Source organism: Pseudomonas flavocrustae, from assembly GCF_029872515.1.
GTDB classification, from domain to species: Bacteria; Pseudomonadota; Gammaproteobacteria; order Pseudomonadales; family Pseudomonadaceae; genus Chryseomonas; species Chryseomonas aestiva.
In genome coordinates this window covers 57500-73426 of sequence record NZ_JAPDIQ010000004.1, presented here as the reverse complement: position 1 = coordinate 73426, position 15927 = coordinate 57500, and the positions used below count along the sequence as shown (strand labels likewise).

The window sequence follows — 15927 nt, the reverse complement described above, 5'->3', positions numbered from 1 at the left end:
GGAGAACCACCATGCAGCAATACCACTACCGCTCCACAGATCCTGCCGTCGTCGCCATCGTCCAGGACTGCTTCAACCAACGCCAAGCCCTGCGGCTCGCTGCTGATCGTCTGGGCGAGGCCTTCGGTGGTGAGGTCGCCCTGCTGCGCTCCACGACCGACGTCATGCCCGGCGGCATAAAGCTCAAGGGTGGCCAGGAGCTGGACGTCCACTGGTGCCGACCTGATCAGTGGGGCTTCCGCCGCCTGCGCGTCAAGCCGAAGACGGCCAAGGGCATGCCCAAGGCGGAGCGCGAAGCCCTCCAGGTCGAGCACCAGCGTCTGGTCCAGCTGTGGCAGGAGCACTGCCCAGCGTCGCTCGACGTGCATGCGTTCTGGGATCGCCTGGGCGTGAACACCGGCAACCTGCTGCTCAGCGGCGGCCTGTTCTTCACCCAGCACGGCGCGGCCTTCTTCTGCATGGGCTTCGCCATCGACCAGGCCAAGCACCTGGCCAATATCGCCGCGGGCAAGCCCAGCGCCGGCTGGATCGAAGGCGCGGAGGAGATCCTGCCTAGCCACTACGACGCCGCCCGCCGCGACTACAACCGGGAGGCAGCTTGAGGGCCGGGAGCGCCCAACTGTTTGTGATCGAGGAGAGAAAGTCCGGATCCGCTGACGGGACGCCGGAAAGAAAAAGGCCTGGGGAGCGCCAACTCGCCCAGGCCGACCACCACCACTGGAGAAACATCATGCCTAACGTAAACCAGCGCAGTAGCAATGCTCAGCCTATCACGCTCCACTCAGCCCTGGTGCAACGCTGCCAGGCCACCGCCCTGCTGGGCGAGGCGGTCATCCGTTACCAGGTCAGCCGCTCCAGCGGCGATCGCATCCACCTCCTCGCCCTGGCCAGCATGGCCAACACCCTCGGCGCCCTGACTGCCGAGGACGCCGAGGTCATCGAAACCACCCTGGCCAAGCCGGCCCAGCAGCACACCGGAGCATCCGCATGACTACCAATTCCGGCATCACCCGTTCCGCCCAGGCAGAAGAGCACGAGCTGCGAACCCTGCAGATCGTCGACCTGGCCGCGGCAACCGTCACCGAGGCGTTCGCAGAAAAGCACTGGGACGGGGCGATACGCGACCTGATCGACGAGCTGCTCGACGAGGACGGGCACCAGCACATCTCGCTCCAACCAGTGGTTGAGATCATGCAGCGCCCTTGTGAGCTCGAACACTTCACCGAGCAGGATCACCTCGCCGACAACGCCCATGCACTTTTCCGCCGGCAGCTGCTCGGCCTGGCCATCCAGTTCGGTAGTACCGTCCGCAAATACATGGGCCAGGACACCTTCGCGTCTGGGTTCGGGTACATGCGCACCGTATGGATCTACGCCGACACATACGAGGCGGCCTGGGAGCTCGCTGTCCAGTGGGCAGAGAAGTCGCACGATCAAGATGCCGCGAGGGATGCCAAATGAACCGCCGTATCGACATCGTCATCGACCTGGAGACCCTCGGCCAGGGCAACAACGCCCCGATCCTGTCCATCGGCGCCGTTGCCGTGATCGGTGCCGGCACAGCCGCGGCGTCGATCGCCGACGAGTTCTACAGCCGCGTCGACCTGGAATCCGCCATTGCCCGCGGCGCCGTGCCTGATAGCGAAACTATCGAATGGTGGTGGCAGCAGTCGCCTGAGGCCCGGGCCGAGATCGACGGCAGCCGCGATCGGGACGACATCCGGGCCGCGCTGGTGCTTTTCTCCAACTGGCTGCTCCAGCAGTCCGAGCCTCAGCCCGACCAGGACGGCTGTCTCGCCGATGTCGAGCGGCGGATCTGGGGCAACAGCCCCAGTTTCGACTGCATCATCCTGGGCAACGCCTACCGCATCGGCGGCAACCTGGTGCCTTGGCATCACCGGGAAGAGCGCGACCTGCGGACGCTGCTGGACCTGTATCCGGCCGCCAAGCCGCGCCACTTCAATGGCATCCGTCACCACGCTCTGCACGATGCCCGCCATGAAGCGCATCAGCTGATCCAGGCCCTGTCCGTCCATGCCCTCCGCCTGGACTGCGCCAAGGCCGAAGCCAGCCGGGTGGCATCGCTGGAACAGCCCACAGACCTGCAGGCTAGGTAATGAATATCGACAACCGCCAACAGCTCCTCGAGGCCGAGGCGCGCACCTGGATCCGCAAGGGCTACATTTCACCCGAGCGGATCCAAGAATTGAGCGCCTTGATTTCCAGTAAACGCGGTGCCCAGGCGGCCGATAAACTCATCCAGGAAATGCGGCGGCAGTACGGTCGCCGCGAGGAGTGGCTGGAGCAATGACACCGGCGACCGGGATCCTGACCTTCCAGGATCTGCAATCAATCACCGGGTACAACCGGCGCGCGGACGTTGAGCGGATCCTGCTCGACCAGGGCGTCCGGATATTCAGGGGCCGCACAGGCCCCTGGACCACCCTCGAACTCATCAACCAGGCCGGCGGCGTCAAGCCGGCAAGCCAGGAGCGGTACGGCGTCGACATCCTATGAGGCGAGCCAGGAAGCGAAAGCTCAACCCCCATATACCCAGCCACATCGACCAGGCCGCGCTACCCGCGGCCTGTTTCTTCGATCACCGCGGGCATGGCGTCTGGTACACCCTGCACCGGGACGAAGCCGGCCGGCAGCGCCGCAAGAACGTTGCACCAGCCACCGTTACCCTCTCCGAGCTGCACCGCATCATGGAAGAGCGCGATGGTGTGGATCGCGAGAGCCTCGACTATCTATGCAGCCAGTACCATGCGAGCCAGCAGTTCAAGCAGCTCGCCACCAAGACCCAAGCCGACTATGACTACTGCCGGAAGGTCCTGGTCAGCGTTCCCACCAAGCTGGGCAAGCCACTCGGTGCCCTCGCTGTCCGCAAGTTCACCCCAGCCCTGGTCCAGCGCCTGGTCGATCGAATCGCCGCCGAGGGTACGCCATCGAAGGCTGCGCACGCCCTGCGCTATTTGCGCCGAGTTCTGCAGTGGGGCCGCAACCGCGGCTACGTCGACGTCAATCCCGCCCTGGGCATCGAAGCGCCCACCGAGCGCAAGCAGCGGCGTCTACCGGCACCAGAGGTTATGGACCTGCTGATCCAGCGAGCTCGCGAAATGGGACGCCTGAGCCGCGGCCAACCTGGCAGCTGCCCAGCCTACCTGTGGCTGGTGATGGAGCTGGCCTACCTCTGCCGCCTGCGTGGGATCGAGGTGGTGACCCTCACCGACGCCAATGAATTGCCCGAAGGCCTGCAGACCAATCGCCGCAAGGGTAGCCGCGACAACGTCGTCAGCTGGACGCCACGTCTCCGGGAGGCCTGGAACTCCGCCAGGGCCTATCGCACAGCGATCTGGACAAAGAAGTCGATCCCCACACCCGCTGCGCCCGAGCGCCGCCCGGCAATCGTGGCTATTCACGGCGGCGCCCTGGTCAAGTCCAGCCTCGATAGCGCCTGGCAGCGCTTCATCACCACGGCGATCGCCGATGGCGTCATCCAGGCCGAGCAGCGCTTCGCATTGCACGACCTCAAGCGCAAGGGCATCACCGATAGCCCCGGCACCCGCGCTGACAAGCAGCAGGCCAGCGGCCACCGCTCGGCTGCTATGCTAGACATCTACGATTTGAGCATTCCGATTGTTTCTCCATCAGGATAGCAAGGGAAGCCGGCTAGCACACAGAAACCAGCTGCCACACAACATGCGAAAAAGCAAGCCAATTTCGACAAGTACGCAATAATTTTTTTTGTAAAGCGCCTTGACGCCTTTAGGTAGCTATCCGATCCTACGCGCAAGCAAGGTCCACCGATGGGCCTGAACTCTTGAATGCGGTGGCAGTCGTAAGTCAAGCCGGTTTACCGGCCTAACTGCTGAGCTACGTTTTAACGTGAAACATATCATTCAACGAAGCGGTGAGGAGCAAAGGCATGAAACTGAACATCGGTGTTGGTGCTGGCTAATATCTAAACCTATTAAAAAGGCCCCTTCTGGGGCCTTTTTTAGTTCTGGCAGATGAGAAGAATGAATAAATTAAAAATTGGTGCTGCAGCAGCAACTCTAATCTGTATGGCAGCACTTCGTTTGATGTTTACCTACACAAGCACACCGCTTCCCTTTGACATTGGCTTTCTCGACTGCCTAACTGTTATAGCTGGTGCAACACTACTTGTTTTTTGTGCATATGAATACATTATCAAAAGATATCCAGATACACGCGAAATGCTGCCTATGTTTAGCCTTGTCATTTGGGCAATCATGGTATGCAGCTATACAATCCTAAGATACAAACCAGAATATCAGACATCTCTCTCTATACTTGTGACCGGTTCCTTTGTAGGAATGGGCTGGTGGATCCAAGCAATTACAACGGCAGCTAACGCTAGAAGAAGTCATACGCTAAATATAATTATGGCTTCGCGCACCAGCAGTGAGTATCAGCAGCAGGCCAGAGCCAGCTCAAAACTTTACAATAATGCAGTCATTCCGCCAGAGCTGGCAGAATGGCGCTTTAACGGCTCCAAAGAAGAATATAAAAATGCGCAGGTTCCTCAAGATGTATCTGACGCAATACAAGGCACAATATATATCTTAAATTACTTCGAATTTCTCGCCCAAGGAATCAAATATCGCGACCTGGATGACTGCCTTTTGAGAGAGTGTTTTTCAGGCATTCTTGCAGGAACCGAACGCCGAGGTTTTCATCTCATAATCGAGGCACAGAAGACTGATCCTAAGAATTTTGAAGGCCTTGTGAACTTAACAAAGGCTTGGAACAAAGAGTCCTTGGTTGAACGGTATCGATCCAACCCTGATAACGCATCAATTGGAATCCGGCATCCCGAAGCGGATGTTTGTAAAAACATGCTGGACCCAAAAGTATCTACTGATGAAGCCTCCCACCCACATACCGCGCATCCTTCGCTAGCAACAAATGATGGCGTCAATGTTGTCCCGCCACCAACTGCCGGCTAGCCATTGCAACGAAGATTTATCGGGTCCACCTAGAAGGGCAGCTTCCAGGTGGGCGAGCGATTGGCCCCATTCCCGAAACCTTAGCTAGCAAGCGATAAGCGATGGCAACGGGCTTCTGATCCGTCGTGATGCCTGACCGGCCATAGACTCAGCGCCATCGTCGTCACTCATTACCTTCCGCTCTCTGAACCAGCACGTAACAAGCTAGCCGGGACCCGCTAGGGCTTCGGGTTAACGGCGTGCGCATGCGTAACAAGAAAACGGCTAAGTACCTGAAATCCAAGGGAAGCCCAGCTTTCTTGTAATCAGTAGGTCCCGGGTTCGACTCCTGGTGCCGGCACCATCTCTTCTGCAATCCTGTCTGCCGGACGGTTTCGTCTAGCGGGTGGAGCGCACGCCAGCGACATGCAGCGGCAAGACTCGGGTCGGTATGATGACCTGGAAATCACCTACCGCCTGCGGCCCGCCATGTTCCTCGTCAATGATCGCTCCACGTCTCCCTACCGTGAAATAGCGTTCGTTCAGAGTATTTTTCCCGATGGTACTGTACGAGCCAGAAGATCCTTCCCGAAGCTCGAAAGACGTTGGCTAGTCGTTCTAGATGAGCTCCGATGGGGAACTGAAAGGAATAGGAGCCGATACCAACCTTGTTTGTAATGGCGAACTGCGTAAGTGCCAGCACGGCTAGGACTAGCAATGGATTGCGAGGAACCACTGAAATCAGGCTAACCTTGCTACTCACTTGTGGTAGGTATACCTAGGATCAACAGCACGATGGTACCCAAGCCATGTTAATTAAAGCCCTCATAGTTACCTGGAATCTCAGGAAGATGCTGCAACACGTATGACCATCGCGACGTAGGACTGTGCGCCCAGGTGTCTGCAGAATCGAAGACTGAAAGCAGATTAAGGGCGAGCTGACCATAACCAGTTGCACTTAAGCCATTCTGTACAGCGAAATAGCCGGCCTGCCAACAGCAGAAAAGCGCAGTCAGGGCTACGGCTATTGTCTCGACAATAGCATGGCGAATTGTTTGTGTACGCTTCGCTATACGCCAGCCTAATCCTGCCCCCCACAGCGCGCCAACCATGGGAAAGAAGTAGGCATGAATCAGAACAACGTTTCAAACAGTAAGCACCAATAGAGAATACAGTGGCGTTGGTCGAGGCGAAGTACGAGATAGATTCCTGCCAAAACCAAAAAAATGTCCGGTAAGACTTACGTGACATTGCAAGCGCCAGAGAAACGGCTGTGCGAAGAGAAATAACATTACGGCCGGAATCTGGATGGCCAGATTCCTTGAAAACGGACCGATGATCTTCCTAGCGAAAAATGCCTGCAATATGAAGCAGAAGAGCCACCAGATTCCAGCGGACTTGAAAGTCCCGGGCAGCAGGGGGGACCTATTTGAAGAAGATTGCCAACAGTGGTGTAGAATCAGTGTAGCCGATGGAATTACCTAATTCGAGGCCAAAACCAGGGTTTAGTCTAATAGGAAAAATCCAAGGCGCCTGCTGAAAAAACGCCAGCCCAAGTAGTACTGGGCAAAGTTACCTGCGTGCAACCAGCTAATGTTGGCAGGATCAAGTACGCGGGGACCGAGTATTGCCAGGAAGGCGAGTACGCCAGGTCGCCCAAGCTAAGTCCCTACCAACCGCGATTCCGCGCGTGAGCTTCAATCTGACATCTTACTTTCCTAAAGAGTGAATCGTACTCACGCCTTGAAGCCCCAAAGCCGGCTTGCTAGAAAGGACAGCACCGGCACGATGAGAATGGCAATCAGCGCGCAAGTGGTACTTTCAAAGGTGGTCCAGCGCAACAGCAGCGCAAGCAAAGCACTGTTAACCAAGAAACCACCTACCGCTATTAGAAAGAAGCGCACAATGGCGCGACTTACGCCGACTGAACTGCGGAAAGTCCAAAGGTAATGCCCGCAGAAGGACACGCCGAAGGCGCACACGAAGGCCAGCAGATTAGCTAGCAACGGTGCCAAGCCAGCTCGAATCAACAGGGTGATAATGGCAAGGTGCACAGCTGTGGCCGCGAGTCCTACTAAACCAAAGCGACTCGCTACCAATAGCTCGCCAAAGGCGCGTCCCTCGCGCAGTGCCTTGAGCTTGGTGATCATGGCTCAGCCTGATCGGTCACTGTGTAATTCTTGCGCACCACATAGACCGGGCGGCGCTTGGCTTCGAGGTAGGTTCGCCCCAGATACTCGCCAAGAATGCCGATTCCCATGAGCTGCAGACCGCCCAAGAAAGTGACCGAGACGATGATGGAGGCATAACCGGGCACATCCACCCCCTTGATCAACACTTTCAGGGCGATGGATATGGCAAACAAAAAGGACACCAGGGAAACAGCTGATCCCAGGTAGGTCCATACCCTCAAGGGATCAGTGCTGAAGCTGGTGACGCCTTCCAAGGCAAAATTCCATAGCCGCCAGCCGTTGAACTTGGTCGAGCCGGCGACCCGCTCAGGACGAGCATAGTCCACGTAGGCGGTGCGGAAGCCTACCCAGGCGAACAATCCCTTCATAAAGCGGCGCGACTCCGGCAGTTCCTTGAGCGCTTCCACCACGCAGTGATCCATGAGGCGGAAATCGCCGACATTCTCCGGTAACTGGGGATTGGCGATCTTGTTGTGCAGACGGTAGAACCAATTGGCCGAGGTACGCTTGGCCCAGGAGTCCGAGTCGCGATTCAGGCGTCGTCCTAGAACGACTTCATAGCCCTCGCGCCATTTGGCAATCATCTCTAGGATCACCTCGGGTGGATCCTGGAGATCGACGTCAATCGGCACGACCAGCTGACCGCGGGCCTCTTCGAGACCCGCGGTCATGGCCGCTTCCTTGCCGAAGTTGCGGCTAAGATCCAGCACTCGGATTCGTCGCTCACGCTGCTGGCATTCCAACAGCGTCTGCAAGGTCGCATCGGTACTGCCATCGTTGATGAACAGAAACTCGAGCTCGATTCCAGCCTGTGTCGCGAAGACGGCCCCTACTCGCTCCAGGAAGAAAGGAATGGCTTCCGTCTCGTTAAATACCGGTATTACGAGGGTTAATAGCACCGGCGTGTCCGTGGCGCGTGGCCCGAGGTCGTAGCTGTTCAACCTATCTCCTTCGGACTAGACCAGGCTTCGCCTGATAACACAGCGAACCTGTCTATCTCGTAGTGAAATACTACAATCAGGGCAATTCTTTCAGATAGAAAAGCGTCTGCCTCCCTAATAGGTGGCAGACGCTGGGGGGGGGGCGCGGATGCAAACCCTATTGCCTTCCACTCATCCTTTGACGATCTCTCCCTCCTTCACCCCGGTCTTACGCTCTTCACCGGGGGTAGGCACAGCCAGCCAACCGTTGATCTTCTGGATATCGGTATCTCGGAAGCCACCACTCCAGCGCAGCAGCACCAACTGATTGGTGACGAAGTCGTATTGCGCCTGCAGATAGTCTCGCCGTGCGCTGTATTCCTGCTGCACCGCGTTGAGCACATCCACAGCGGTCGCTACGCCCAGGCTGAGCGATCGCTCACTGGCGGCGCGGGACTTGATCGCCGAGTCCAGGGCATTACGCGAAGAGCCAATCTTGGCCAAATCCGCAGCGCTCTTCATGTAGGCCGTACGCGTTTCCTTCACCACCTGACGGCGGATCGACTCGTATTCTTGCTCGGCGGCGTCGCGCGAGCCATAGGAGCTGGCGACACGGGCGCTGGTCGAGCCGCCGCTATAGAGCGGTATCTGCACGCTGATCGTGGCTGAGTAGGTATTGATCGCGGATGAGGCGATGACATTGTCATAGGCAAAGTCGCTGCGTTGGGCGCCGAGGTTGAAGCTCAGGGTCGGCAGATGGCCAGCCTTGGCCTCGGAGATACCATAGTTGGCGGCGTCCACGGCGCGCTGCTTGGCCCCAAGCGCAGGGTTGTTCGCCACGGCCGAACTCACCCACTGCTCTTCGTCACCTTGCGGCATGGCCAGCTGGGCTTTTTCGTTGAGGCGCTTGAGCGGCTGATAGACAGAACGGCCGATCAGTTCGCCCAGGGCCTCGCGGGTCACCTGGATCTGGTTGCGTGCCTCGATCTCCTGAGTTTTCAGGCTATCCACCTTGGCGGATATCTGCAGGACGTCGGTAATGGTACTCATCTGCTTGTCAAACAGCGCCTGGGCACGATCCAGGTTGCGCTGCGTCGCCTTTCGCTCGGCAGTGACCAGCTCGAGCGTATCTTCAGCTGCCAACGCGGCGAAATAGCGTTGTACGAGGTCCGCGGCCGACTGGGTCTTGGCATCCTCGTATTGGGCACGGTACTGCTCGGTCAGCTGCTCATAGCGTTTGAAACCGCGCCAGGCCGCGGCGTTGTAGAGGGCCTGGCTCAGGCTCAGGTTGTAGCTTTCGCCGTTGTAGTTGAGGGTCTGCATACCCTCCTCACGCCGTACTCGACTGGTCGAGGCTCCGCCGCTCAACTGCGGCAGCACCTGGCCGAAGGCGGAGCGCTCCTGGCCCTCCAGGTTTTTCACCTGAGCCTCGGCACCACGAATACGCGGATCCGACACAGCGCTATCCTGATAAAGCTTCCAAAGATCGACATAATCCTGTGGTTGGGATGTGGCGACTGTCTGCGCCTGCGCCCAGTGACAGCAACCTAGCAATACCGCCAACGTAATGAATTTGCCTTTCATAGCTGCCCTACTCCTCGATCAACGAGCGAGCCATGGCATTGCGCGCTGGCTTGAGCAGGTATTGCAGCATGGTGCGCGAACCGGTGTTGATCAGCACGTCGGCAGGCATGCCCGCGACCAGTTCCCGGTGGCCCAAATCTTTCTTACCCTGGTCGGTCAGCTTTACCCGGCCCAGGTAGTAAGGCGTACCGTCGCGCTCGTTGATAATCCGGTCCGCTGACACATAGACTAATTCGCCTTCGATGATGGGCGTGGTGGCGTTACTGAAGGCACTGAAACGAACTTCGGCCTTGGTTCCCAATTCTACCCGGTCGATATCCTTGGGCTCGATGTGTACTTCGACGATGAGCTTGGCGGCATCTGGCACGATATCGAGCAGATTGGTGCCCGATTGCACGACGCCTCCGATGGTATGTACAGCCAGATTCATCACCATACCGCTAACGGGTGCCTTGACCTCGGTACGGTTGAACTTGTCCTGCAAGGCGCCTACCCGCTCGCGCGCCTCGTAGATTCGCGACTGAGCGTCAGCCAGCCGGCTGGCCACGTCAGACTTAAATTTCTGAGTGGTCTGCAGGATCTGCAGCCGCGTCTCGCCGATCTGGACCTTGGCCCGGGCGATAGCGGAGCGCTGATCAGCGATCTCCGCCTGCAGACGGGAGAGATTGCGTTCTTGGTCACGAAGACGCTCGTTGCTGACGAAGCCCTCCTTCAGCAACCCGGTGAGATCCTTAATCTCGCTGGCATAGGATTTGGCCAGACTCACCTTGCTGGCGATCACCTCGTTATAGCCCCGAATCTGCTGTTCGAGTTCTGCGGCGCGATTCTTCAGAACGTCGATCTCACCACGGCGCGCATCGCGACCGGCCAAGAAGATCTGCCGTTCACTGGCGCGAGCTTCTTGCACACGTTTGTCTGCGGTTGGAAAGTCACTCGCGCCGAAGATGATGTCATTGACGCCGTCCCGCTCGGCGATGAGCCGGGCCTCCTGCGCTTGGGCGGCGATCAACTGACCACGGGTCGCCTCCAGTTCCGAACCCGCCTGGGTACTGTCCAGGACAATCAGCACGTCCCCAGCCTTGACGTCGTCGCCGTCGTGTACCCGCACCTCGCGGACGATACCGCCTTCCAGGTGTTGGACCGACTTGCGGTAGCTGTCTACCGCCACCAAACCTGTGGCAACGGCTGCACTATTAAGCGGTGCCAGGGCTGCCCAGCCACCGCCAATCCCAAATACTACCAACAGAATTAACAAGCCCAGCCGACGTATCGGTACGTCGCTGACCTTGAGGCCATGAGCTTCTGCCTCCGAGAAGACGTCCTTCATGCGGGTCCCTTTTCAGAACTACCAGACGGAGGTGGTACTGGCGTGGCCGACTTAGGAATCAACACAGACTGGGGCGCGCTCGCCTGTTGCGCTTTCAACTGGGTAAGTACTTGGTCGCGCGCGCCGGATATCGCGATTTGGCCTTCACTTAGCACTAAGAGGCTGTCCACATAAGCAAGCACGCCTGCTCTATGAGTAATGATGAAAAGGGTGGTGCCCTTTTGCTTGAGCCTTTCGAGCACTTCACCCAAAGCACGCTCCCCAACGTCATCCAGATTAGAATTGGGTTCATCGAGCACCACCAGCTTAGGATCGCCGTAGATAGCACGCGCAAGCGCAATGCGTTGACGCTGGCCACCTGAAAGAACACCTTTATAGGCACCGATCACCGTGTCGTAGCCTTGAGAAAGACGCAGAATCATCTCGTGTACGCCAACCAGCTTCGCAGCCTCGACTACCTTAGTCGCATCAACGTCGCCAAACCGGGCGATGTTCTCAGCAATTGTGCCTTCGAATAGCTCTATATCTTGAGGGAGATAGCCGAGGTAGGGGCCGACCGTGGCTCGATCCAAGAGGCACATGTCCGCTCCATCCAAACGCACCTTGCCACTCTGTGTCGGCCAAACGCCAAGCAACGCACGAGCCAGAGTAGATTTACCCGCAGCACTGGCCCCCAGAATCCCTACCGAGGCGCCAGGAGGTGCTCGAAAGCTAATACCTCTAATTACCGGAGCCTGAGCACCTGGCGGCGTTATTATGATCTGTTCTACAGAAAGATCGCCTTGGGGAATTGGGAGAGGCATGTGCTCAGGATCTACCGGAATTTGCTGTAGCAGTGCGCTGAGACGGCTGTATTGACCGCGAGCGGCTACGAATCCCCGCCAATTCCCAATCATATTATCGATAGGAGCCAAAGCGCGTCCGACCAAAATTGATGCAGCAGTCATTAAGCCAGGGGTAATTTCATTATTGATAGCTAGAAAAGCGCCGAGGCCTAGTATAAAAGACTGAAGCATTATCCGCCATGTTCGCGAGGCATTTGAGATGGCGCCGCCTTTTTCACTCGCATGAGCTTGTAGAGACAAAACCCTATATCCACGCAACTTCCAGCGGCCTAGTAAGCTTGGCAACATTCCCATTGAACTAATGACTTCGGCGTTACGCAGACTCGCGCTAAACGCACCCAACGCCACGCTATTTTCCTTGTTAGCCTCATAAAGATTCTTGCCTATCGCCCACTCATTAAAAACAGCAAACATCACCGCAATTAGCGCGCCAATGACAGTTAACCACCCAAACCAATGATGAAAATAGTACATCAGTCCTATATAAACGATAATCCACGGAATATCAAAAAATGCAAACAAGGCGCTTCCTGTGAGAAATTGCCTCAAACCCGCCAAATCGCTCATTGGCTGCGCCGAAATGCCTAATCCGTTATTAGCTAATGCCTGCTTGAAGCTAGCATTAAAAACGCGCTCGCTGAGCATTAGGTCTAGCTTTGTGGAAATTCGGATCATCATCCGCGAACGAACCCACTCTAAGACCCCATAAACTATAATCATAAAAACAGCAATCAGCGTAAGCATAACAAGAGTTACCTCACTTCGACTACTGACAACACGATCGTAGACTTCCAACATATAGAAAGACGGAGTCAGCAATAGAAGATTCACAAAAAAACTAAAGAACCCTATATAGAAAAAGCTTTCTCTCAATGAAAATAAAGCACTTTTTAGCTCTGCCGCTTCACTATTCATCATTGCTCACCAGCCAGTTTAACTACTATAGCAATCTTATAGATGCAGCCTTAATTGAAAAATTGATATTCATCAAAACTAAATGATATCCAATTTTACCAGGCAAGCGTTACGAGCCACAACCTTTAGATAATGTTATACATATAAAACACCAGGCATCCTTTGACACCAATCAAACTAGAACCTCAAGCCCGCACTCAATAAATACACAAACCATAGCCTCACTCTGACGCCAAGATTATAGCCATCTCTATCAAAGCCGAGCCATTATCGATATTGCCTAACAACTAAGGCACCACCTAAACACTCGGCCTTTCAGGAGTACTACTCCGCAATTAGAGCTTTGCATTTCTATCTAGATAGATTTAAAACCAATAATCACCATTACCCCCTGTATGGCCAATATATCAGATAGTATTAAATTAATGGATTTTCGCCTAAAATAGAACCCTCAAAGGCAAAAACTGCAAAATGAAAATCGGGAAAAGGCAAAAAATCTGAAAACTCGATCGCATCTTGCCTCCATGAAACCGCTTCGTTTTCCTTTGACCCAACCTGCGACTGCCAGTATTTTAGCTGAATAAAAATTAATATTAAACGGTCATGCTCAAATCTTTATTAACTAATAGGCCTCCGCTTTCATTGTCAACGTGAAACGCCCGCACTCACCTACTAACTAACTGAAAGCCAATGCAATATCGTGAAAGGAATTTTTGAAAATTTGTTCTAAAGGCTTAGCTCATCACAAGCTCCTTAAGTATCTTCCAAGGATGTGGTAGGGTATATCTTTTTAAGAAGGTTTCTGCCGTGCGCGTTCTGCATGTTTTCAAAACCTACCTTCCCGACACCCATGGCGGTATTGAGCACGTCATACGACAGATGTGCTTGGCAACCAAAGGGCTCGGCGTTGACAATCGCATACTGACGCTCAGCAAGCACCCAGTGCCGGAGCGCGTCGAAGTAGATGGCATTACTGTGCGTCGCGTGCGCCAGGATTTTGATGTGGCTTCTACAGGACTATCCTTGGGAGCGTTCAAAGCCTTTGCCGAAGAGGCTCACACGGCAGATCTAGTGCATTTCCATTTTCCATGGCCCTTCATGGATGTGTTACAACTCCTGGTTCGCACAGGAAGACCCTATGTGGTGAGTTACCATTCAGATATAGTTAAGCAGCGTAATTTGCTCAAGTTATATGCGCCATTAATGCGGCAGTTCCTGGATAAAGCAGCCTGCGTAATTGCGGCGACAGAACCCTATCGCCAGACAAGTGCGATGCTGCAGCGTCTGGGTGACAAGGTTCGCGTTATCCCCTACGGTCTAGACCCCGCTAGCTATCCATCGCCAGAGCAGGAGCGTATCGCGGAATGGAAACAGCGACTCGGGCAAAGATATTTTTTGTTCGTGGGGGTTCTACGCTACTACAAAGGGCTACATCTGCTACTTGAAGCCTTACGAGGCTTGGATTATCCGATGGCTATCGTAGGTGCTGGTCCAGAAAGCGATGCGCTACAAATGCAATGCGAGCGACTTGAGCTTACGAACTGTCACTTCTTAGGCCGGCAGACGGAAGAAAATTTAGCGGCTCTTTACGCAGGTTGCGAGAGTTTCGTCTTCCCTTCGCACCTGCGTTCTGAAGCCTTCGGTATGGCGCTTCTAGAAGCGGCCATGTACGGCAAGCCCATGCTCAGTTGCGAGATAGGATCGGGAATGAGCGAAATCAATATTAATGAAAAAACCGGACTAGGCGTCGCGCCAGACTCCTTGGCTGTACGTCAGGGGCTAATAAAGCTTTGGCAGAGTGTCGATCTACGGACTCGGTATGGGAATGCTGCGCGGGAACGCTTCAATACGCATTTTCGCAGTGAATTTATGGCTATCAATTTGTTAAAGGTTTACCGCGAGGCACTTATGCGCCCATCGATGTAATAGCCTCGTATTCGCCGCATCGCGCCTCCACATGCGTAATTAGTTGGCTGACGATATGCTAGGCTCTGTACGAAAATTACTGGCGTAGGCAGCGCAGCGTGACCATCGTAGCGAAAATTTTTGCCAGCTTGTCGTAGCGAGTGCCAATCCTGCGACTCTTTTTCAGCCAGCCAAACATCCGCTTGATGATGTTGCGCTGCCGGTATTTCGGACGGTCGAACAGCCTTGGCAGTCCCGGCTTGGGCTTGCGTTTCATCGTTCGCCGCAGAATCACAGGTCTCATTCGGTAATGGTCGCAGTACTGGCGCCAGTGCTCGGCATCGTAGCTCTTGTCTGCCAGCAACCAGCGGCAGCGCTTGCGGGGCGGCCTGGCTTGCTGGGGATGCGCACCTGATCCAGAAGTGCCTGAGCATGGGAGATGTCGCTGGGGTGACCCGGCGACAACATAAAGCGTAGGGGGACGCCGTTGGCGTCGCAAATCATGCGGATCTTGGTGGTCAGGCCACCTCTGCTGCGCCCCAGCGCATGGTCTACCGGTTCTTCTGGCCCTCAGGTGTCCAGGTCAATCAGCCCCTCCTGATTCAAGCGAACGTGTAAGCGCTCGAGAACCCGATCAAACGTACCGTCATCTCGCCAGTCACGAAGCCGCTGATACAACGTGGACCAGGGGCCGAACCGCTCAGGTAGGTCGCGCCAGGCGGCACCTGAACACAGGATCCAGAAGGTGCCATTGAGCATCAGCAGGTCATTACTACGTGGCCGCCCCCTCTTCTGCTCGGGCGAAACAAGATCTTCGATCAGCTCCCATGCTTCATCCGGGAGTTCGTAACGCTTTGCCATGCGGCCCTCCAGCCTGTCATGGCGACAATTTAAATCGCTCAGATTTTTCGTACAGAGCCTAAGACGCTTGCACCGTCCGCCACTAGCATGAAGAGGCACGATTTACAGGTACACAATGTCCGCAGCACATCTAAGTTTATCACCTAGCAAAGCTCTATCAAGCCACGCTTCGAAACTGTCATTTATTGTAAATATAATGTTGCGATATTTAACTGATTTTCAAGTTATTGATATGTCACTGTACAGATCACACAGATAAATATTCTAATTATTAATAATGGCAAAGAGGTAGTGGCCTTTCATTAGCTATTTAGCGACATCTTTTTAGCAACACTCAAACCTATATAAAGAATTGCTGCCCTATATTTAAAGGATGAAATCCAGTTAAACCTTAATGACATGCGTGCAGCAAAACCCAATATTGAA

The 15927-nt window shown here is 55.3% G+C and carries 15 protein-coding genes and 3 pseudogenes; 9 read left to right on the top strand and 9 right to left on the bottom strand.

The window, feature by feature from the left end; all coding sequences use genetic code 11:
- The first annotated feature begins 11 nt into the window (after positions 1 to 11).
- The 8 genes from OMP44_RS10800 to OMP44_RS10765 all read left to right on the top strand — a co-directional run bounded on the left by OMP44_RS10800 (position 12) and on the right by OMP44_RS10765 (position 4973).
- Entirely contained in the window at positions 12 to 602 is a 591-nt protein-coding gene (locus OMP44_RS10800) for a hypothetical protein (protein WP_280307892.1), read from the top strand.
- A 128-nt stretch (positions 603 to 730) separates the two neighbouring features.
- Positions 731 to 991 carry a hypothetical protein gene (locus tag OMP44_RS10795; protein WP_280307889.1) on the top strand — a complete coding sequence of 87 codons (261 nt, stop codon included), beginning with the start codon at positions 731 to 733 and terminating at the stop codon, positions 989 to 991.
- Complete coding sequence (locus tag OMP44_RS10790; RefSeq protein WP_280307887.1) at positions 988 to 1461, top strand: hypothetical protein; 474 nt, start codon at positions 988 to 990, stop codon at positions 1459 to 1461. Before OMP44_RS10795 ends, OMP44_RS10790 begins: the two co-directional genes overlap by 4 nt.
- Complete coding sequence (locus OMP44_RS10785; RefSeq protein ID WP_280307885.1) at positions 1458 to 2117, top strand: 3'-5' exonuclease; 660 nt, start codon at positions 1458 to 1460, stop codon at positions 2115 to 2117. Before OMP44_RS10790 ends, OMP44_RS10785 begins: the two co-directional genes overlap by 4 nt.
- Positions 2117 to 2311: a DUF7696 family protein gene (locus tag OMP44_RS10780; RefSeq protein WP_280307882.1), complete on the top strand. Its 195-nt coding sequence runs from the start codon at positions 2117 to 2119 to the stop codon at positions 2309 to 2311. The genes OMP44_RS10785 and OMP44_RS10780 overlap by 1 nt, the downstream gene beginning before the upstream one ends.
- Positions 2308 to 2517, top strand: coding sequence for a hypothetical protein (locus OMP44_RS10775; RefSeq protein WP_280307881.1), 210 nt, complete (start codon positions 2308 to 2310; stop codon positions 2515 to 2517). The genes OMP44_RS10780 and OMP44_RS10775 overlap by 4 nt, the downstream gene beginning before the upstream one ends.
- Positions 2514 to 3659, top strand: a complete 1146-nt coding sequence (locus OMP44_RS10770) for a site-specific integrase (RefSeq protein WP_280307878.1) — start codon at positions 2514 to 2516, stop codon at positions 3657 to 3659. The genes OMP44_RS10775 and OMP44_RS10770 overlap by 4 nt, the downstream gene beginning before the upstream one ends.
- Before the next feature lie 363 nt (positions 3660 to 4022).
- A complete protein-coding gene (locus OMP44_RS10765) occupies positions 4023 to 4973 on the top strand; it encodes a DUF4760 domain-containing protein (RefSeq protein WP_280307875.1) in 951 nt (316 codons plus the stop codon).
- A 478-nt stretch (positions 4974 to 5451) separates the two neighbouring features.
- Here OMP44_RS10765 and OMP44_RS25215 read toward each other — a convergent pair whose 3' ends face one another.
- The 8 genes and pseudogenes from OMP44_RS25215 to OMP44_RS10740 all read right to left on the bottom strand — a co-directional run bounded on the left by OMP44_RS25215 (position 5452) and on the right by OMP44_RS10740 (position 12738).
- Positions 5452 to 5688: a DUF6311 domain-containing protein gene (locus OMP44_RS25215; protein ID WP_488803453.1), complete on the bottom strand. Its 237-nt coding sequence runs from the start codon at positions 5686 to 5688 to the stop codon at positions 5452 to 5454.
- A 76-nt stretch (positions 5689 to 5764) separates the two neighbouring features.
- Positions 5765 to 6367 (bottom strand): annotated as a pseudogene (locus tag OMP44_RS24975) (DUF6311 domain-containing protein).
- Between the two features lie 10 nt (positions 6368 to 6377).
- Positions 6378 to 6589: pseudogene (locus OMP44_RS25210) on the bottom strand (DUF6311 domain-containing protein); the annotation flags it as partial.
- Between the two features lie 99 nt (positions 6590 to 6688).
- On the bottom strand, positions 6689 to 7102 hold the full coding sequence (locus OMP44_RS10760; protein WP_280307873.1) for a GtrA family protein: 414 nt from the start codon (positions 7100 to 7102) through the stop codon (positions 6689 to 6691).
- Positions 7099 to 8085 carry a glycosyltransferase family 2 protein gene (locus OMP44_RS10755; protein ID WP_280307872.1) on the bottom strand — a complete coding sequence of 329 codons (987 nt, stop codon included), beginning with the start codon at positions 8083 to 8085 and terminating at the stop codon, positions 7099 to 7101. Before OMP44_RS10755 ends, OMP44_RS10760 begins: the two co-directional genes overlap by 4 nt.
- A gap of 171 nt (positions 8086 to 8256) precedes the next feature.
- Complete coding sequence (locus tag OMP44_RS10750) at positions 8257 to 9648, bottom strand: TolC family outer membrane protein (RefSeq protein WP_280307870.1); 1392 nt, start codon at positions 9646 to 9648, stop codon at positions 8257 to 8259.
- A gap of 7 nt (positions 9649 to 9655) precedes the next feature.
- Positions 9656 to 10975, bottom strand: coding sequence for an HlyD family type I secretion periplasmic adaptor subunit (locus tag OMP44_RS10745; RefSeq protein WP_280307867.1), 1320 nt, complete (start codon positions 10973 to 10975; stop codon positions 9656 to 9658).
- Positions 10972 to 12738 (bottom strand): type I secretion system permease/ATPase, encoded by a 1767-nt coding sequence (locus tag OMP44_RS10740; protein WP_431312635.1) that lies wholly within the window; start codon positions 12736 to 12738, stop codon positions 10972 to 10974. The genes OMP44_RS10745 and OMP44_RS10740 overlap by 4 nt, the downstream gene beginning before the upstream one ends.
- Before the next feature lie 804 nt (positions 12739 to 13542).
- Between OMP44_RS10740 and OMP44_RS10735 the strand changes: the two genes are divergently transcribed.
- On the top strand, positions 13543 to 14661 hold the full coding sequence (locus OMP44_RS10735) for a glycosyltransferase (protein WP_280307862.1): 1119 nt from the start codon (positions 13543 to 13545) through the stop codon (positions 14659 to 14661).
- Between the two features lie 76 nt (positions 14662 to 14737).
- Here the strand turns inward: OMP44_RS10735 and OMP44_RS10730 are convergent.
- Positions 14738 to 15501: pseudogene (locus OMP44_RS10730) on the bottom strand (IS5 family transposase).
- Between the last annotated feature and the right edge of the window lie 426 nt (positions 15502 to 15927).